General features: G+C 41.4%; 21 protein-coding genes. 9 read left to right on the forward strand and 12 right to left on the reverse strand.

The genetic code is table 11. From position 1 onward, the window contains the following. Nucleotides 1–138: 138 nt before the first annotated feature. The 8 genes from LM917_RS24700 to LM917_RS02265 all read right to left on the reverse strand — a co-directional run bounded on the left by LM917_RS24700 (nt 139) and on the right by LM917_RS02265 (nt 7919). The gene (locus tag LM917_RS24700; RefSeq protein WP_373688745.1) at nt 139–468 is read right to left on the reverse strand and encodes a heterocycloanthracin/sonorensin family bacteriocin; all 330 of its coding nucleotides are present in this window, start codon (nt 466–468) and stop codon (nt 139–141) included. A 450-nt stretch (nt 469–918) separates the two neighbouring features. Next, on the reverse strand, nt 919–1278 hold the full coding sequence (gene rplT / locus LM917_RS02235; protein WP_232695796.1) for a 50S ribosomal protein L20: 360 nt from the start codon (nt 1276–1278) through the stop codon (nt 919–921). Nucleotides 1279–1383: 105 nt separating this feature from the next. Next, nucleotides 1384–1581, reverse strand: coding sequence for a 50S ribosomal protein L35 (gene rpmI / locus LM917_RS02240; RefSeq protein ID WP_232695799.1), 198 nt, complete (start codon nt 1579–1581; stop codon nt 1384–1386). A 24-nt stretch (nt 1582–1605) separates the two neighbouring features. Further along, nucleotides 1606–2109, reverse strand: coding sequence for a translation initiation factor IF-3 (infC, locus tag LM917_RS02245; RefSeq protein WP_232695801.1), 504 nt, complete (start codon nt 2107–2109; stop codon nt 1606–1608). 344 nt (nt 2110–2453) lie between these two features. Next, the gene (thrS, locus tag LM917_RS02250; protein ID WP_232695802.1) at nt 2454–4367 is read right to left on the reverse strand and encodes a threonine--tRNA ligase; all 1914 of its coding nucleotides are present in this window, start codon (nt 4365–4367) and stop codon (nt 2454–2456) included. Nucleotides 4368–4712: 345 nt separating this feature from the next. Beyond that, nucleotides 4713–5633: a putative sporulation protein YtxC gene (gene ytxC, locus LM917_RS02255; RefSeq protein WP_232695804.1), complete on the reverse strand. Its 921-nt coding sequence runs from the start codon at nt 5631–5633 to the stop codon at nt 4713–4715. 705 nt (nt 5634–6338) lie between these two features. Further along, a complete protein-coding gene (trxA, locus tag LM917_RS02260) occupies nt 6339–6659 on the reverse strand; it encodes a thioredoxin (protein WP_232695805.1) in 321 nt (106 codons plus the stop codon). A gap of 357 nt (nt 6660–7016) precedes the next feature. Then, the gene (locus LM917_RS02265) at nt 7017–7919 is read right to left on the reverse strand and encodes an NAD(P)/FAD-dependent oxidoreductase (RefSeq protein ID WP_232695806.1); all 903 of its coding nucleotides are present in this window, start codon (nt 7917–7919) and stop codon (nt 7017–7019) included. 640 nt (nt 7920–8559) lie between these two features. On the opposite strand from LM917_RS02265, the gene LM917_RS02275 reads away from it, so the two are divergent. Continuing rightward, a complete protein-coding gene (locus tag LM917_RS02275) occupies nt 8560–8955 on the forward strand; it encodes an RrF2 family transcriptional regulator (protein WP_232695807.1) in 396 nt (131 codons plus the stop codon). Between the two features lie 113 nt (nt 8956–9068). Here the strand turns inward: LM917_RS02275 and def are convergent, their stop codons facing one another. The 3 genes from def to LM917_RS02290 form a co-directional block, all read right to left on the reverse strand. Then, nucleotides 9069–9659 (reverse strand): peptide deformylase, encoded by a 591-nt coding sequence (def, locus tag LM917_RS02280; RefSeq protein ID WP_232695809.1) that lies wholly within the window; start codon nt 9657–9659, stop codon nt 9069–9071. Further along, nucleotides 9652–9843 (reverse strand): helix-turn-helix transcriptional regulator, encoded by a 192-nt coding sequence (locus LM917_RS02285; protein ID WP_232695972.1) that lies wholly within the window; start codon nt 9841–9843, stop codon nt 9652–9654. The genes def and LM917_RS02285 overlap by 8 nt, the downstream gene beginning before the upstream one ends. 263 nt (nt 9844–10106) lie before the next feature. Then, nucleotides 10107–11165: an FAD:protein FMN transferase gene (locus tag LM917_RS02290; RefSeq protein WP_232695810.1), complete on the reverse strand. Its 1059-nt coding sequence runs from the start codon at nt 11163–11165 to the stop codon at nt 10107–10109. 153 nt (nt 11166–11318) lie between these two features. Between LM917_RS02290 and LM917_RS02295 the strand changes: the two genes are divergently transcribed. The 8 genes from LM917_RS02295 to LM917_RS02330 all read left to right on the forward strand — a co-directional run bounded on the left by LM917_RS02295 (nt 11319) and on the right by LM917_RS02330 (nt 18943). Further along, nucleotides 11319–11708: a NusG domain II-containing protein gene (locus tag LM917_RS02295; RefSeq protein ID WP_232695812.1), complete on the forward strand. Its 390-nt coding sequence runs from the start codon at nt 11319–11321 to the stop codon at nt 11706–11708. Then, nucleotides 11692–12240, forward strand: a complete 549-nt coding sequence (locus LM917_RS02300; RefSeq protein WP_232695814.1) for a Gx transporter family protein — start codon at nt 11692–11694, stop codon at nt 12238–12240. The genes LM917_RS02295 and LM917_RS02300 overlap by 17 nt, the downstream gene beginning before the upstream one ends. A 20-nt stretch (nt 12241–12260) precedes the next feature. Further along, entirely contained in the window at nt 12261–13100 is an 840-nt protein-coding gene (locus tag LM917_RS02305; RefSeq protein WP_232695815.1) for an ATP-binding cassette domain-containing protein, read from the forward strand. Then, on the forward strand, nt 13076–13978 hold the full coding sequence (locus tag LM917_RS02310; RefSeq protein WP_232695817.1) for an energy-coupling factor transporter ATPase: 903 nt from the start codon (nt 13076–13078) through the stop codon (nt 13976–13978). Before LM917_RS02305 ends, LM917_RS02310 begins: the two co-directional genes overlap by 25 nt. Then, a complete protein-coding gene (locus LM917_RS02315) occupies nt 13972–14769 on the forward strand; it encodes an energy-coupling factor transporter transmembrane component T family protein (RefSeq protein ID WP_232695818.1) in 798 nt (265 codons plus the stop codon). The genes LM917_RS02310 and LM917_RS02315 overlap by 7 nt, the downstream gene beginning before the upstream one ends. 17 nt (nt 14770–14786) lie before the next feature. Continuing rightward, complete coding sequence (locus LM917_RS02320) at nt 14787–16712, forward strand: peptidase U32 family protein (protein WP_232695819.1); 1926 nt, start codon at nt 14787–14789, stop codon at nt 16710–16712. 21 nt (nt 16713–16733) lie between these two features. Further along, on the forward strand, nt 16734–18005 hold the full coding sequence (locus tag LM917_RS02325; RefSeq protein ID WP_232695820.1) for an aspartate aminotransferase family protein: 1272 nt from the start codon (nt 16734–16736) through the stop codon (nt 18003–18005). Between the two features lie 68 nt (nt 18006–18073). Next, nucleotides 18074–18943, forward strand: coding sequence for a UbiA-like polyprenyltransferase (locus LM917_RS02330; RefSeq protein WP_255667867.1), 870 nt, complete (start codon nt 18074–18076; stop codon nt 18941–18943). Between the two features lie 79 nt (nt 18944–19022). On the opposite strand, the gene LM917_RS02335 is transcribed toward LM917_RS02330, so the two are convergent. Further along, the gene (locus tag LM917_RS02335; protein ID WP_232695821.1) at nt 19023–19490 is read right to left on the reverse strand and encodes an NUDIX hydrolase; all 468 of its coding nucleotides are present in this window, start codon (nt 19488–19490) and stop codon (nt 19023–19025) included. Nucleotides 19491–19683: the final 193 nt, after the last annotated feature.

Raw genomic sequence — 19683 nt, forward strand, 5'->3', positions numbered from 1 at the left:
ACCTTCACCGTAATCTTATGTATGACTATTTGTCCCTCATACCTGAACTTTTAGAGAAATAGCCCCTGCTATCCAAACATTTTGACTATGCAGGGGCTATCTCTTTTTCTCAGGTAACTCAAAGTTGCCTTTAGGAACCTAGAAGCAACGGGAACAACGACTGCATCGAGAGCAATTGAAGAAGATGCAAAAACAGCTACAGGAACAACTGCACGAACAACTGCATGAACTGCATGAACAGCTACAGGAACAACTGCACGAGCAGTGGTGACACCGTCCGCATCTTCTCTGAACTAGCATTGCATCTTGCTCACTTTCATTTTCCCAAGGCGATACATCTCTACCCTCGAATTTGTCAACCTTCAACTTTTTAAGTTCGTTTTGGAAATCATCCATGATTACTACCTCCAGCATCCAAATATGATACTTAGTAAACTTTTGCCGAATGGGTGAAGCTATCCAATACATGAATACCCATCAGCGAATATACACTACATGTATGACAGATCATCCTTGATTGGTTCCTCCTGCAAAAGCCTATTTTGGAGATTAGAGTATGTCCCTGAAAAATATGCCAAAAAAGCCACCTCCCAAGTGGAAAGTGGCCCTTCATGTAAACTGCTCACCGATGTAGAAATCTCCACACCCAACTAACGGGTGTGGGGATTGTTTTTACGCCTGCATGTGTCGTTCGACTTTTTCTACAAATTTGCCCATTAATTGCTCGAGCAATTGCTTGCCCATCTCATCCGTAAATTGACCTGCCTCATCGAACTTCGTATAGAGGTGCGGAACCAATACTTCCGGGTCGCATATATTCCTACTAGTGGTATTTTCGAAAATATGAGCGTAATCCAGTAAACATAGACAAAAAAGGACTGCCGAAATAATCGGCAGTCCTTCTCACACTGAACACTATTACGCGTTCAGTTTAGCTTTTGCAACTTCAGCTAGGCTATCGAAACCAGCTTTATCGTTAACAGCTAGGTCAGCTAGCATTTTGCGGTTTACTTCAACGTCAGCCAATTTCAAACCGTGCATTAGACGGCTGTAAGACAAACCGTTCATGCGAGCTTGTGCGTTGATACGAGTGATCCACAGTTTGCGGAAGTCACGTTTTTTCTGACGACGGTCGCGATAAGCGTACATCAGAGATTTCATTACTTGCGAATTAGCGGATTTAAACAGACGGTGTTTAGAACCAAAGTATCCTTTGGCCATTTTCAATACTTTTTTATGACGACGACGTGTCACAATGCCACCTTTAACTCTTGGCATAATTAATTCCTCCTGATCTTTAGCATGGCGGTCCGCTTCATTCAGACGCTTATGGAGCTCATGCTAGCTATATTTTCGTAAAAGATAAGAGCAAAAATCCAGATCTTACATGTAAGTAAGCAATTGTTCAATGCGTTTTTGGTCACCTTTAGCTACCAAACCGCCTTTGCGAAGATGACGCTTAGCTTTTGTGCTTTTGTTAGCAAACAAGTGGCTAGTGTAAGCAGAATCACGTTTTAGACGACCGCTACCAGTCTTTTTGAAACGTTTTGCTGCTCCACGGTGAGTTTTCATTTTAGGCATTAGAAAATCCTCCTGTCTCGTATCCTATTTATCCGTTTTCGGAGCCAAAATCATGATCATGCTACGACCTTCGATTTTAGGCTTACGCTCAACTGTTGCGATTTCTTCCACATCAGCTGCTACGCGCTCCAGCACTTGCTGCCCGATTCCGGAGTGGGTGATTTCACGACCGCGAAAGCGAATAGTGCATTTCACTTTGTCTTCATCTCCCAGAAACTTACGCACATTGCGAAGTTTCGTTTGAAAATCGTGTTCTTCAATGTTAGAAGAAAAACGAACTTCTTTTAATTCGACGATCTTTTGATTCTTGCGAGCTTCCTTCTCTTTTTTCGCCTGCTCATATTTGAACTTACCAAAGTCCATGATACGGCATACTGGCGGCTTAGCAGTAGGAGCTACGTTTACAAGATCTAGTTCTGCTTCTTGAGCAATACGCAGTGCTTCTCTGATCGGTACTACACCTAGCTGGTCACCATTCTGACCAATCAAGCGAACTTCTCGAGCACGAATCGCCTCATTCACCAACATTTGATCCTTGCTAATGATTTGCCACCTCCATATTGTTTCGAGAGCAAAAACGGATAGTAGAAAAGCTATCTATTTTAGTTGAAAATAGGCTTTTCAACCCGCATGGACGATCTGTATAGGAAGTCGTCCATGCAAAAAATGCGGACGCCATAGCGCCCGCATTAGTCTCACCTTTAGCAAATACAACGAAATGAATCGGAGGCTTTGCCTACGTTAGACCCGTCAACTGTCTACTTAGACGTCGATTCAGGTGAGAAGCAGGGCGCTTCTGCTTGATTCTCGAAATGTGTGTTTTACACCTACATAATATTACAGGTACAATAGGCAATTGTCAAGCCTGATCTTTATTTACGGGTAGAAATTTCTTCCAGAAGATGAGCAACTACTTCATCAACCGGTTTGCTGCCTAAGTCGCCTTCCCCGCGTTTACGAACAGAGAGTGCTCCCTCTTCCATCTCTTTTTCCCCAATAACCAGCATGTAAGGAATTTTTTCCATTTGTGCTTCACGGATTTTGTAACCGATTTTTTCATTACGGGAATCCAGTTCCACACGAATGCCAGCTTCCATCATTTTTTTGCGAACTTCTTTGGCAAATGGTACGTGTACCTCGTTAATTGTCATCAGGCGAGCCTGGATTGGAGACAACCAAGTTGGGAATGCACCCGCATAATGTTCAACCAGAATACCAATGAAGCGGTCAATAGAACCATACATGGCACGGTGAAGAACAACTGGGCGATGCTTCTCGTTATCTTGTCCGATATAGCTCAGGTCAAATTTCTCAGGAAATTGGAAGTCAAGTTGGATCGTTCCGCACTGATGGCTACGTTTTAATGCATCCGTAATCTGGAAGTCAATTTTTGGACCGTAGAATGCTCCATCGCCTTCATTTATGTCATATTCACGACCCATTTTATCCAACACATTTTTCAGGGAGTTTTCTGCAAGATCCCATAGCTCATCAGATCCCATGGAATCTTCTGGACGTGTGGATAGCTCAATGGAATATGTGAAACCAAATACGCTATAAATTTTATCAATCAATTGAATCATGTTCGTGATTTCTTCTTCAATCTGATCAGGTCGTACGAACACATGCGCATCATCTTGACAGAATGTACGAACGCGAAGCATACCATTTAGAGCTCCTGAGAACTCATGGCGATGCACCTGCCCGAACTCGGAGTAACGGATTGGCAGATCACGGTAGGAGTGCATTTCACTCTTATAAATCAACATGTGACCTGGGCAGTTCATTGGTTTAAGGGCAAACGTAGTGTTATCTACCTCAGAGAAGTACATATTCTCATGGTAGTGATCCCAGTGACCTGATTGCTCCCACAGGCGTTTGTTCATCATAAATGGTGTACGTACTTCTTCATAGTCAGCCAACTCTTGCAGACGACGGGAGAAGTTCTCCAACTGAGTACGAACAGTCATACCCTTTGGCAGGTAGAATGGCATACCAGGAGCTTCTTCGGAGAACATATACAAGTTCAATTCTTTACCCAGTTTACGATGGTCGCGTTTTTTCGCCTCTTCCAGGAAGTGCAGATACTCGTCCATGTCCGCTTTTTTCGGGAAAGCTGTTCCGTATACGCGTTGAAGCACTTGATTGTCTGAGTTTCCGCGCCAGTAAGCACCCGCGATACTCATCAATTTGAAGGATTTAATATGTCCAGTGGAAGGAAGATGCGGTCCACGGCACAGGTCAAAGAATTCGCCCTGGTAATACATTGTGATCGTGGAATCCTCTGGCAGATCACGGATCAGTTCCAGTTTCAAATGATCGTTCAGCTCTGTAAAAATGCCCAATGCTTCTTCACGGCTAACTTCCTTGCGCTCGATAGACAAGTTCTCCTTGATGATTTTGTTCATTTCCGCTTCAATTTTGCCCAGATCTTCTGGAGTCAAGCTAACCGGAATGTCCATATCATAGTAGAACCCATCTTCAATAACTGGTCCAATACCTAGCTTTACATCAGCTCCATACAAACGTTTTACCGCTTGTGCCAGTAAGTGAGCAGAACTGTGACGATATACCTCTAGGCCGTCCGCTGTATCAAGTGTCACGATTTCCACTTGGGAATCCTCATTAATTGGAGCATAAACGTCTACTACCTTACCGTTTACTTTCCCTGCAACTGCTTTTTTCTTTAGGCTGGTGCTGATTGAGCCTGCGATATCTTCTACGGATACACCAGCTTCATACTCTCTTACAGCGCCGTCTGGAAATGTAATTTTCACCTGTGCCATGATTGTTGTTCCTTCCTTTCTCATCTACATAAATAGTAACTACATGCCTCTTCATAACTCATCTTCGAAGACGCAAAAAACGCCCATCCCAATAAAGGGACGAGCGCTATTCTCGTGGTACCACCCTAGTTCAGATTTACGCCAAATAAACAGGAACGTAAATCCCTCCAGAAAAAGATAACGGCATAAAGCCGGCTAGCAGTTAATCGGCATTTGCCTTTCCCTGCAGCTACTTGAAGGGGGTAGATTATTATTCGTTACGTAGCAGGCTTGCAGCCGATGACCCGCTTCTCTATGACGAACGATATAACATCCATGTCCTTCTCACTGTATTTTCACTATGGTTTATTTATGTATTATAGTAAGCGGTGAAAAGGAAGTCAAGGATTCTTGAGTGGTCAGACAATGTGCACAACTGGAACAACTGATAACGCGTTCTCCAAAAATAGTACGTAAGGTTTGTCCCATTAGACTATTGCTGTCAATACGATGAACAAAGATCTTTTCAGGTGCTAACGTAATCAAGGTACTTACAATAAAATCCTCTTGCCTCTCTCGATCAAAATGAAAGATACTGTTCCACTCATCGACATTAATTCTCTCGTCTTGCTCATTATAAACCATGTACTCTCCCTTAGAGGCTTGTACAACATGAACAAGTGGGTATTTTTGTTCCTGTTTGGATACAAAATGACGTAACAATTCAACGAACTCCTGATACTCCTTGTCCTGATGATATTGCTCCATCCCCATCACCAATGCCTTGTTCAAAAGCATCAAGTAATTTTTTAAACGGAATGTGACAAAACCTTCTACATAGATAGCCGCTTCCATATCCAAGTACTCGTAATATTGCTCGAAAACAGCAACCCTGCGTGTGGTTCTGTTTAGGCTTTCTCTAAGCTCGTCCAATTCATGGAAGACAAACTGTATATATGGGTAAATTTCATCAAATTTTTGGACGAGAGAAGTATCTTCTCTTCGCTTCAAAAAGCTTTTTAACACATCTACTTCCACAACCTGCAAGGTCCATTCCGTCAGACTTAATGCTACGAATGAACGTAGAAAGTCGAGAGAATCACATGTGTATTCTTCTCTCGACCAGCTAACAAAGCGAAATTCATGGTAAGCGAATGTCTCATGTTCTTCCCACTTAACTCTGACAGGCTCGGCTGACAATTGCTCTAACAAGTTATCCAATATATTTCGAAAACGTTCTAAGGAACGTTCATTTTTCTTTTGGAGCAGCACGGAAATTGTTTGCATTTGCTCACCCCCATCCGTTTATACAAACAGTATATGCCTTGGTCTAATCGATATACTTTTAAACCATTGGTAAAAAGCATGAAACAAACCAAGTGTTTTACAGACGTGGTGACTGGTGGAATAGGTGCTGGCAAACTGTAAACTGCCCTTTTGTATATGATTGGTAGGTTTTATTATATTCGGAGACCGGAGGCGGAAGAAGCATGGTTGTCGGCTACACTCCTGTTGAAGTTCGCTGTTGGATTCACTGTCCGCTTCATAAGAAAACTTCTATCGAAGTCCTTTCGTAAGCTGGTTCTTCCTTAGAGGATGTTTTTCATGCGTATCAGGAAATGAGCCTTCGAAGTTTATACTTTCTGATACAGTTAGAAAACTTGGCTTTACCAAGCCTCTGGCGCAGGTAAAGCCTTAGTTGCACTTATGCAGTTAAGAATTTCTATAAATTCTTATCTATCAAAAAAGCCCAGGGAAATCTGCCAAAGAGGCCAAACACGTAGTGGCTTCTTTGACAGATTTTTGATCCCTGGTCTTTCTTGTGAAGCTAGGTAGACTTCAAAGGGAGACGCTGACAACCATGCTTCTTCACGGGACGTTTCTTATAGGTAAGAAACATGAAATATAAAAGAACAAATTGGTAATAAGTATTTTTCGTTAACCTTTAAGTTGTTTGACCAGTTCGGAAATTTTATTGTTCTTCAGGTCGTGCTAATTTTTTTTACTGGATATGAATTGTTTCATTTTTTCGATACTAACAGCTCCATTTATATTGTCGATCGGCTCGCCATTTTTAAACAGAATAGTAGTTGGAATGCTCATAATTCCAAAATGACTGGCGATTTCGGGTTGTTCATCTATATTGACTTTGAGGATTCTCACTTCGTTGCTATATTCCCGATCAAAATCTTCGAGTATGGTTCCAAAAAAACGGCAGGGCCCGCACCAAGGTGCCCAAAAATTGACTAGTGTAAGGCCTTCGCTTTTTAAATCATTTTTAAAGGTAGTATCCGTAGTGTGGCAAATGGTCATTTGTAACTTCCTCCCATTTATAATTTGATACACATATTCTGAATGAACAACTCACTCATCCGCTCAGTACATCGGAGATCCTGTATTTCTTCAAGCATGTAATCGTAAAATCTCTACCATTTCTTGCTCTTACTGCTTCGTACGCATCTGCCAGTAATCACCTCCTCATAGCAATACCCCTAAACTCGGACGATTTTATACCACCTCTAGTTAGAATTTCGTGGGAAGCATACGCTAACTCATTCCTGTGATAATTATTGTTAAACAAAGCAACAGCTCGCCTTATCCTGTCATGTAGACCTACTTTGGCGGCTCCACAACAAAGCCCCCGAATACAAGAAGATAGAGGTTAATGCGTCATTCGAAATCTTCCTTCGTCAAATCCATATTTACACCCATAGCGGTTCGGCTGCCGTCAGCAGCGGCAAAAATCAATTGGGAAGGTAGGAAGTATGAAGCATCTCCAGCGGAATATAATCCAGGTATCGAGGTTCTTCCCGATTCGTCAGTCCTGATCCCGCCCAACTCCGTCTTTTCACAGCCCAAACTTTCTACGAACGGTGCACTTTGCACGAATTTAGGAAACACGAAGCCACCGGTCCTCGGGACTTGAGTTCCATCCGCAAAGCGAACCTGCTCAAGCCGCCCATTTTGGCCGATGAAAGCCGCAACAGGTTGCTCCATCACCACGATTCCCTTTGAATGAAGCTGTTTTTTTTGCTCGTCCAATAGGGGGGCCTGACCGTTCGTGCAGACGACCAAATCCTTGCTCCAATTGAGGAGTAGTTTGGCCGTATGAAAAACGGTCGGATATTCTGAAACAACGACAAGCGGTTGATCCCGTAGCTCCCAGCCGTCGCAATAGGGGCAATTAGACAAACTTTTCCCGTATAGAGGATAAAAGCCTTCGATCTCGGGAAATATCTCCTTTACCCCCGTCGCCAAGATCAGTTTTCGCGCTTTAACACGAAGGCCTGTCGAATCAAGCACTTCAAATCCGGATTCTATTTTGCCAACCGAAACAACCTCGGTTTGCAGATGATCGACAGACGGATAACGCCGCACCTCCTCATAAGCAACGCGGCGGAACTCGGCCGGCGTTACACCGTCTCTCGTAATAAAGCCGTGAGACGCATGCGTAACAGCATTTCTGGGCCGATTGTTGTCGATCAAAGCCACGCTTCGCCTTGCCCTACCAAGCACGAGGCCTGCATTCAACCCTGCGGGTCCTCCACCAATAATGGCGCAATCGTAAATCATGAAGCTCATCTCCTTTAATACAGATTTTAAAGACTTGTTATATCTATAATAAACGTAAAAAAAGGGTTCTTATATGTAGAGAACTATCACCATTCTTTCAAAATAAAGTCGTTCAACCTTTAACTTGCGTTTGATTTTTGAACCAGGTGCGACAATTTCGTTTTTTGAGTTGCCACTCCTCGTTAAAATTTCGGAAAATATGTTCGTGAAGCATCTTGAGATTTGGCCAACTTCTGGATGCCTACCAGCTTAACCGGAGAAGCGGAAACGAGCATGAGCATGGTGTGCAGAGCATATTTCGTCGCTTTTAAAAATCTCATGTCCACAACTCATTCAAAGACTTATTGTATCTATAATATCCTTGAAGTCATTGATGTGTCAAGCTTCGCCTTTTCTCAATTAGCACCACATAACATGCTAGGGCGAGTTACCTCCTTGGTAAACGCGACTCAGCAAGTCATAATTACTATATCAGTCGTAGTGTTAACAACCATTTGTACGACAAGGAAGCATAGACTCCCTAATACGAATACTAATGATGTAGGAAAGACACAAATGATGATTCAGCTCACTAAAATACTTGCTTTATTCTCGAATTAACTCTATTATAGACTAATAAAATCCACAATTGAGGTGTCTCATGAAGTATTCACAGGCAACCGACTATGCGCTCCATGCTATGCTTTTTCTGGTAGCTGAAGCACCAGATAAACCCGTGAGCGTGCATCTTTTAGCTGAGAAACTGGGAGTTTCCCAGACCTATCTTTCCAAAATGCTGACCAAACTGGTCAAGGCGGGCTTAATCCACTCCATATCAGGCGCAAATGGCGGATACCGACTCAAACGCAACCAAGAGGATATCTCCTTTCTGGATATCATCCATGCGATCGAAGGTACGACCTCTATGTTTGAATGTAGCTTTAATCATGGTAATGAGTGCCTAATTCAACAGGTTGTGATTGACGCCGAGCGGCAAATGGAGCAGGTCCTGAAGAGTAAAAAAATTACTGAGCTGGCCAAACAATTTAAAGGCTAACTAAATTACGGTTTTGCGTGAACCTATATCCAACGAAAATCTCCGGTCGAGGCGGCCGGAGATTTTCATTTAGTAGGATCGTAGCTTGAGTGGAGGGGTTCGTTATTCATCAATTATTCCAGATCATATAAGCTTGTAATTTCAACATTCTTTGGCAGCTTATACGGGTGCTTCTGGTCAATATGATCAAAAAACATGATCCCATTCAAATGATCCATTTCATGCTGGATAACGATTGATGCATATCCTCTTAGCTTTATCATGATCTCTTCTCCTGATAGATCGAAGCCCTTCACTTTAAGTCGCTCGTATCTTGGAACATAACCTTGTACAGGTCGATCAACAGAGAGACATCCTTCACTCTCAGGCAAATACGTCATGGAAACAGAGTGGGAAACAATCTTTGGGTTGATAACGGTGTATTCGTGTTCTTTTCCTTTTTCATCGCTAAAATAGGCGACAAACATTTGTTTATTCAATCCAATTTGATTGGCTGATAAGCCTACTCCACCACGTAATTTATATTTCCTTGCGATTTCGGGCTCTTGGCTGTTCTTTAAAAAATCCATCATACAGCGTAACGTTTCTTTATCCTCTTCAGAAAGAGGCAACATTACTTCCTTCGTTACTTCTCTAAGAATGGGATTGCCTTCCCTAACTATGTCTTTCATGGTTATCATGTAATTCGAGTTATATTTACTCATAAATAAACAACTCATCTACTCTCATTTTTAGTATATTTGCAATTTTAAAAGCAAGTTCCAGCGTGGGGTCATACTTATTGTTCTCTATGCAATTTATGGTTTGTCTGACAACTCCACATTCTTCTGCCAACTGTTCCTGTGTTATCCCTAATTTTTTGCGCAACATTTTTATTTTGTTTTTCATTACATCACCACTAACGTCTAGTATTTTAGACATTTTTACATGCCCATATTGTAGCAGATGAAAATAAAAAAGTCCAAACAATTGGACATTATTAGACTACGTATGCATAAGAAAAACTTCTATCGAAGTCCTTTCGAAGAAGCTGGTACTTCCTTAGAGGATGTTTTTCATGCGTATCAGGAAGTGATCCATTGAAGTTGATACTTTCTGATACATTCAAAAAAACCGGAGCAATTCTGCCCCGGTTTTTCCGTTACTCTTACTTATATGTCGGCCATTTCGTACAAATCATTTGTCAATTCCCATTTTCCCTCTAGGCCTGGTGTAATATAAACCTTTTTATCTTTTGTGATAAAAATTGCTTCCACATTAGGCTGCTTCTCCATGAAAGCAAGGCCTTCTTTTAAACCAAGAACAAACCCAGTGGTAGATAAGGCATCAGCATCAGCAGAGAGGTCCGTAATAATGCTGACACTAACTAAACCATTATCAGCCGGAAATCCTGTTGATGGATCAAAAATATGGTGATAATGCTTACCTTCTTCTACAAAGTAACGCTCATAAACACCGGAAGTAACAATCGTTTTATTCTCCACTTTTAACTTACCTAATTGGTTACCACGACTAACTTCAGGGTCTTGAATTCCAATCGTCCACTGGCTACCATCTGGCTTTTTCCCTAGGGCAAAAATATTTCCACCAAGATCAATTATGGCACTATTGAGCTCATTCGCCACAAGATATTCAGCTATTTGGTCAGCAGCATATCCTTTTCCAATCCCACCAAGGTCAATTGCCATACCTGCTTTTTTTAGGTAAATACTCTTCTGTTCATCATTCAACTCTACATCACGATAGTTAATCAGAGGCATGGTTTTAGCAAGTTCATTCTCTGTCGGAACATGTGCATTTTCATGTCCAATATTCCACAGACTAACCAAAGGTCCAATTGCAGGGTTAAATTTCCCATTGGATGCCTCTGCATACTTCATTGCTTTTTCAACAACCTTATATGTTTCGTCTGATACAACAACTGGCGAAATTCCTGCGTTTTCATTCACCTTGTAAAGCTCGCTGGTATTTAGTGTACGACTAAGTTTACCTTCAATTTCTTTCATGCGCTCATCAAGTTCAGCAAAATGTTGAGAGGTTACTTGATTATCATAAACTCGAACAGTAACGAGTGTATCATAGATAAAATAACTCTGCGATTTTGGTTGAATCTGAGTGTTCACAGTTTCTTCATTCGGTTTGGTCTCGCAACCCATTACAATAAGACTAAGTATCATACAACTTGTAAATAAGATTTTTCGTATCAACATGGTTCTCCTCCAGTTTGTTACTGAGGCGCATTATAACATTTTGTTCTTTTTTTGGATAGTAAACCTATCACACACTTATCGTTAAAATCGTGTATAATATTTTATGGTAGAAACGGATACAAATACTAAAAAAATATTATTCAGGAGAAAAATATGAAACGTGGAGACTTACTAATAATCGGGGTTGTCCTGGTTGTTGCTCTAGTTTTACTCGTACCTCGTTTTTTGGGCAATAATAGTAGTGAAAAAAAGCACAACGATCAGCGATATGCCTTGATAACAGTGGACAATAAAGAATACAAAAAAGTTCCACTAACGGAGGAAGAACAAATGATTACAGTTGAAACCTCCCACGGCAAAAACGTATTGAAGGTTCATAATAACGGTATTGAAATGCACGAAGCTGATTGTGCCGATCAAGTATGTAAATCGTTTGGTTTCATTACGGAACCTTATCAGACAATTGTTTGCTTACCAAATCGTGTACTTGTTGAAATAGTTGGTGGTGAAGAGGGGGCTGATTTGGATGTCATTACAAAGTGATGCAACCCTCGCCCTTAAGAGGGTCGTAATCATTTCCATCTTTGCTGCCATAGCGGTAGTCCTTAGCATTGTGGAGTCTATGATTCCAATTAATCTTCAAGTACCTGGAGCAAAACTGGGTCTTGCCAACATTATGGTGTTAACCTGCCTTATGTTTTTACGTGGCAGGGATGCGTTGTCATTGATTATGCTCAAAACCTTACTCACTGCATTTATTTTTGGTACTTTTTCCAGTTTTTTATTCAGTATTTTTGGTGCAATATTTAGTTTTATTGTAATGTACCTTCTAATCAGAGGCTTTGGTTCATCATTTAGTCTTATTGGTATAAGTATTGCTGGTGGGATTGCACATAACATTGGACAATTGACTGCAGCTTTCATGATCTTCAAAACAACCAAAATTTTCTATTATCTTCCTGTGTTGATGATAACAGGAATTATCACTGGGATTTTTATTGGAATTGCTGTCAAATATCTAGTGAAGTCATTATCTGGACTCACTCTATTTGAACCATTTGCACAAACCAAATAGAAAGGTGGGTCAGCTATTTTATGAAGCAACAACTTGCCTTGATTGATATCGATCATGTTTCCTTTGGCTATCCCAAACAGGAACCCTTGCTTACTGACATTTCACTGCGAGTGTTTGAAGGTGAACGGGTTACGATCGTAGGTCCTAATGGTTCTGGGAAGTCTACCTTAACCAAATTATTAAACGGTTTGCTCGTTCCCCTATCAGGAACAGTGCGAATTGACCATTTGAAGCTACGGGATGAAACGATTTCTTCCATTCGAAAAATAATCGGAATGGTTTTTCAAAACCCGGACAATCAATTTGTGGGAAATACGGTTCAAGATGACATTCTGTTTGGGTTAGAGAACCTTTGTCTAAGTCATTCCGAGATGGAAATACGGTTGAAGGAAATAACAGAACGTTTTGGAATTATCCATCTGCTGGATAAACACCCTGCTGAATTGTCAGGTGGTCAAAAGCAAAAAGTTGCACTTGCTTCTGTTTTTGCCATGCAACCGCGTATTCTGATTATGGACGAAGCCACTTCCATGCTAGACGAAAGTGCCAAGGAAGAAATGGCGCAAATCGTTACTGTTCTTCATAAAGAAAGTGGTATTACATCGATTACCGTTACCCATGATGCAGACGAAATCTTGGCAAGTGACCGGGTTATTGCGATAAAAGATGGAAGAATTTTTGCTGATGTCACTCCCAAGCAGCTATTCTTACGAGAAGATTGGCTTAAGGCTTGTAATTTGCTTCCTCCTTTTAGTATGGAAGTGGCGCAATTATTAAAGAAAACACATCCAAATATTTCTCTTTATCATAATGAGGAAGAACTGGTGGAGGAATTATGGCAATTGTATTCCACAACGTAACCCATGCTTATCAAGCTGGCAGCATGTTAGAAGAAACAGCATTGCAAAACATTAGTTTTTCACTTGATTCTGGTAGCTTCACTGCCCTGATTGGTCCAAGTGGATCAGGTAAATCAACCTTGATTCAACATTGCAACGGGCTGTTATTGCCAACAAGTGGACAAGTACATGTGATGGATTTCACTCTTGAACCGAATCAAAAGACAAAAGGACTCCGTGAACTACGTAAGCGTATTGGGCTCGTCTTTCAATTTCCAGAACATCAACTTTTTGCTGAGACCGTTGAACAAGAGATTACTTTTGGGCCGAAAAACTTTGGTGCAACCAAAGAGGAAGCTCTTGGTCTTGCAAAACAAGCATTGCATCAACTGGACCTGGATGAATCCATTTTAAATAAAAATCCTTTTCAGCTAAGCGGTGGACAGATGAGGAAAGTTGCCATTGCTTCTATTCTTGCGATGGACCCAGATATTCTTATTCTGGATGAGCCTACCGCAACGCTTGATCCTGTCAGCAGACGAGAACTGTTATCACTCTTACATCGTCTTTGCAAGGAACAAGGAAAAACTATTTTACTTGTTACCCATCGGCTAGATGAAGTTCTAGCTTATGCTGACAAGGTGATGGTGTTAAAAGATGGTCGCCTTGCCTTTCATGGCACAACTGAGGAGTTATCTAATCAATCTTCCATGTTTAGCGATTTAAGGATTCGAATTCCTTCCATGCTCCGTCTTCAGCAAGCCTATCGCCGAAGATTTCCTGGACATCCTCTGCCGACTGATCAATCTGCCGAGGGCTGGGCCAAGCATCTCGGAGAACAGATAGCGTTATGCAAGATGAGCAATGGTAAGGAAGAAGCAGGTGAAGAGTTATGCTAGTAGACAAAGTTATGTTCGGAAGGTATATCAAAACGGATTCATGGTTGCATAAAATGGACCCCAGAGCAAAGATAACGAGCATGTTCCTCTTTGTAGTGATCATTATGATAGCTCACTCATTATGGGACTTGCTTCTTGTTACATCCTTTGCCATTGCGATCATGGCGAGCAGCAAGATTCCTGCTTCGTTTTTTGTCAAGGCAGTACGGCCTCTTCGATTTTTAATCCTGTTTCTGTTCTTATTCCAGCTATTCTTTCATAACCAAGGTGAATTGCTGGTTGAGCTTGGTCCTATTTCTATTTATCGTGGAGGGATTTTATTAGCGTTCTTAACCGCTTGGCGAATGATCTTGCTGATATCGTTTACGTCCCTATTAACCTTTACGACTGCTCCCCTTACGCTAACGAAAGGTGTAGAGGGTATCTTGGAACCATTTCGTTTTCTTGGGGTCTCACCTGAACGATTGGGGCTTATGATCAGCATATCGCTTCGTTTTATTCCGACTATTTTTGAAGAGACGCAAAAAATCTTAAAGGCGCAGGCCTCACGTGGCGCAGAACTATCTGACCTTCCCTGGAAAGAAAAGGGGAAGATGCTCATGTCTCTACTAGTTCCCGTTACGGTTGGCGCTTTTCGACGCGCTGAAGATCTTGTTAACTCCATGGAAGCCCGCGGCTTTGTTTTAGGTGCGCCAAGGAGTCAATATGAAACACTTACCTGGAAGGTAACTGATACGGTCTTTTTAAGTTTATTTTTTGCGATTGGACTGGCTACCCTACTTATTATCTAACTGGAGGTATTACAGATATGGCACGTTTTTTTAATGGAAAAGAAGTGGAATTGCTTGCTCCCGCAGGTACTTTTGAAATCTTCCAAACTATAGTTGAAACAAATTGTGACGCCATTTATCTGGGCGGTCCTGTGCTGAATATGCGTATGATGCGTAAAGGTTATAACCTGTCCCACGAAGAACTGGAGATGGCAGTCAAAATTGCCCACGATCATGGAAAACGCCTATTTGTAACAGTAAACAATCTATTCGATGAATCGGAAATCGAAGAAGCAAGAGAATATTTACGGTTCCTGGAAAAAGTGAAGCCAGATGCCATTCTCGTACAAGATATGGCAGTCTTCCCGTTACTTCAGGAAGAGAATATAACGGTCCCACTTCACTCTTCCGTTATGATGAACGTTCATAACGTGGAAATGGTGGAAGCCTTGAAAACCCTTGGTGTAGTACGTGTTGTTACCTCACGTGAAATGGATTTAAAAACTGCTAAACACCTACACGACACTACTGGTATGGAACTGGAATACTTCATGCACGGTGATATGTGTACGGTACATGGAGCTAACTGCTTATATAGCTCTATGCTGTTTGGTAATAGCAGCAACCGCGGAAGATGCATGAAGCCTTGCCGTTGGGAATATCGAGTGAAAAAAGATGGGTATGTCTTCCCTACTGAATATCCGCTTGCTGCAAAAGACATGTACATGTATGAACACATTCCAGAACTGATTGAAGCTGGCGTTACTTCTTTCAAAATTGAAGGACGTATGCGTGACAAAGAATTCCTCGTGTCACTGATTAACAGCTACGGTGACGCAATTGACCGTTACATCGATGATCCAATTGGCTTTGATCGTCAAAAAGATAAAGAATACCTATTTGATAATCGTAAGCGTGATTTCAGTACAGGCTATGCTTTTGGTCAGCCAGGTCTGGATTATATCAATCGTCGTTATGAAGGAACAGGCAAGTTTTACAGTACAGGTAAAGTATTCAGTACCCCAACAACGGAACGTGAAATTACAGAAGAACGGATTCAGATTCTTGAAAGAGCCATCACTCCAAAAGATGCGCCCATACAAACAAAAGGTGAGCTAAGTGTCCGTGTAAATAATATGGAGCAAGCGGAGATGGCAATTACAGAAGGCGTTGAAAACATTTACCTTGCGGGTGATGTATTCTTGCCAGACTTGCCGTTTACCAAACAACAAATTCGTCAGCTTACAGAGATAAAAGGGAACTCCAAGATCTATCTAGGCATGCCACGTATGATGTTTGGATTACAATTTGACCAATATAGTCAATACCTGGCTAATATGAATGGGGAACTAGATGGTTTACTCGTTACAAACATTGGAGCCATGCATCATTTCCAAAAGTATGAACTTCCTATGGTAGCAGATCTCTCTCTCAATCTGTTTAATCACAAAGCTGTTGAACTGTATCAACAATTTGGACTAAACAGAGCACTAGCATCTGTTGAGCTAAAAGCAGACAAATTGAACTCATTTATCCACCAATCTCCATTGCCTGTAGAAATTGTGGTTCACGGGACTCCTGTTGTCATGTATCTTGAACATGATCTATACGAGAACATTAACCAATGGCAGCCAATTGCTGAAGAAAATAATAAATATGTTGATAATAAATATCTCGTGCTCTTAACAGATAAGGGTGAGAATCCAGTATACATGGATCAGTTTGGTCGCAATCACTTAACTACTGGAAAGGAATTATGCTTGCTTCCTATCCTGAAACCTTTGCTCGATGCTGGAGTAAGTCATTTCCGAATCGAAGGAGCAACTTATAAAACCGAACAATTGCAAACCATTATTCGCTCATATCAAAAAGCTCTTGCTAATCCAGATCAAGCAAAAGCACAGTTTGATCAGCTCTCCCCTGTCTCAGCAGGCTTCACATTTGGGACACTATCATTTGAATAAGGGAAGGGGATCACGATAAATATGACAACTTTTCTTGGAGCAGAAGCCATTTTAGAAAAAAGAAAATCTTATTTTTATCCTTGTACGGCACACTTCTACAAAAATCCCCCGCAATTTGTACGCGGGGAAATGCAATACTTGTTTGATGAGTCTGGCAAAACATATACTGACTTTTTCTCTGGTGTTTCTGTTGTTGCCTGCGGACACTGCAATCCGGTAATTACAGAGGCTACCCGAAAGCAACTGGAAACACTTCAGCATACCTGCAATATTTATCTAACCGAACCAAATGTAGAGCTGGCAGAAAAAATGGCAGAAGTGTTGCCTGGAGACTTGAATCGTACGTTTTTTGTTAACAGTGGATCGGAAGCAAACGAGGGTGCTCTTACCCTCGCTCGCTTCGCTACGGGAAAAAAAGAATTTATTGCCTTTGAATATGGCCTGCATGGCCGTACATTCCTGACGATGAGCGTCACAGGAATTCCTATGTGGAGATCTGATAATTATCTGGATGAAGGCGTAACGTTCATCCCTCGTCCATTCGACCTTAAGCTCGGTGAAGAAGAGGCAGCAAAACGCTCTCTGGATGCTTTACGCAAGGTCTTAGAAGAAAAAGGCGACCAAATTGCTGCCATGATTGCTGAGCCGATTCAAGGGAATGGCGGTATTATTTCTCCTCCACTCTGGTACTTCCAACAAGCGAAAAAACTTCTTGAAGCATATAACGTTCTGTTGATTATTGATGAAGTACAAACTGGATTTGGACGCACAGGTAAAATGTTTGCCATAGAGCATTACGGGATTGTTCCTGATATTATGACGATGGCAAAAGCTTTGGGGAACGGTATTCCTATTGCTGCTTTTGCCACAACGGATGAAATCGCTGCTCATTATAATCGACCTTCCGCATCTACATTAGGCGGAAACCCTGTCTCTGCTGTAACAGCATTAGCTGTCCTCTCCTACATCCAGAATGAAAACCTGGTTGAGAGAGCCAGTAAGCTTGGTAACATGTTTCAGAAGGGCTTACGTGAGCTTCAGACAATGTTTACAGCCATTTCAGATGTACGTGGTAAGGGTTTAATGATCGCTTGTGAGCTTCATGCCGAAGATCCAGATAGAGGTGCACTACTGGTTGATAAAATCTTGGAAGAAATGAAGGAACGTGGCTTTATTATTGGGAAAAATGGAATCGGCCGTAACGTTATTGCATTCCAGCCACCGCTTATTATCACTGAGCAAAATATCACGGAAATGCTGGATGCCTTAAAGCAGTCGTTTCAATCCAAGTAACGACTAAACCTGTGTCATACAAGTAATACCTGTTGTACTTGTGTATTTTTTCAAGGAGGGAAACGTTTTTGAGACTCATCTTACAAAAAACCAGATTGTTCGGCGAGCTTGTGATGTTCTCCCATACCCTCTTCTCTCTGCCCTTTGCCATCATTGCGATGGTATGGGCAGCGGGAGGTATGGCTTCAAGTCACGTCTTAATCTGGTCGCTCATCGCACTAGTTGCAGCCAGGAACGGTGCAAATGCCTTTAACCGCCTGGTAGATAAAGAATTTGATGAGAAGAATCCACGCACGAGCCATCGCCATCTGCCACAGCGATTGTTACAGGATAAAGAAGTGATTCTTTTTATTGTGATCAACTATACAGTACTAATTTTTGCCGCTTATATGCTTAACCCGCTTTGTTTTGCTTTATCACCAATCGCCATTTTGTTAATTTCTTCCTATTCTTATACGAAGCGTTTCACCTGGCTTTGCCACCTGTATCTTGGCTTTACGATCGCTTCTGCTCCGATTGGTGCTTGGTTTGCGGTTACAGGTCAGTTTGACTTTGTGCCATTTGTGTTAGGTACAATTGTGATGCTATGGATTGCAGGATTTGATATCATTTATGCGACGCAGGATATTGAATTTGATCGGGAAACAGGCCTTTGGTCTGTTCCTAGCTATTTCGGCTTAACAAAGTCACTGTGGATTGCCCGCGGACTTCATTTTATTATGGTTCTCTTGTTACTTTTCCTGTACTTTTATCAAGATTTAGGGTTCATTTATCTATTCGGAATTGGTGTTTCTATTATCCTATTGCTTACTGAACATAAGATCATCAGACCATCAAACCGAAAAACGATGAAAATTGCTTCCTATAAGTTGAACCAAGTGATAAGTATGGTGATACTTGCGTGTACGCTTATTGATTTTTATGTGACTCGTATGTAGGAAAATATATAAATCGGATATAGCAACGAATGTGAAAGCCCGCAGCTACTTGAATAGTAACTGCGGGCTCTTATTTTGTTTACATATGTAGACTGCTTCCTTTTCTCTTACATAGCTCTCGTAGTATCGGTATGCTTGGAGGGCTAATAGGAGTAGGTAGGTTATCCAGTGAAAAAAAGTCAAAATCCAAGCTTTCCTCGTCTATTTGAACCTGTCCTTCGTACTCAGTGGAAATGAACGTAACATCAACATTATAGACCTCATCTCCATGCGGGTAAGTATAATGTAGTTCCTCACCTGAAAAAACCCCGAACATCTCCATAGTAGTTATGGTCACCCCAGTTTCTTCAAGGACCTCTCTTTTCGCTGTTTCTTCTAAGCTTTCCCCTAGATCCATGGAACCCCCTGGAAAGCACCAGCAATGATTATCTTGTCTTTGCAATAACAAGACTTTTCCGGCCAGATCAAGAATAATAACGCTGGAACCACAAAGAAGGAGCGGTTTTTGTCCAATAAGCGATCTCATTTCCTTAACATATTGAATCAATTCTTGCACACCTCCGCTTTCATTTACTACAATCTCAATATAGGAACACAAGTTCTTTAATTGGAATATAAATTGAAAGGTAGCTGGAATTGATAATACCATATATTAGAAAATTTGTTATAGTTTTAATATTTGATATGCAAAGGGAACAGTTCATAATGTAGAGATTTACGTGATGCTATTAGGTAAAATA

This window comes from Brevibacillus daliensis (assembly GCF_021245735.1).
Taxonomy (GTDB): Bacteria; Bacillota; Bacilli; order Brevibacillales; family Brevibacillaceae; genus Brevibacillus_B; species Brevibacillus_B daliensis.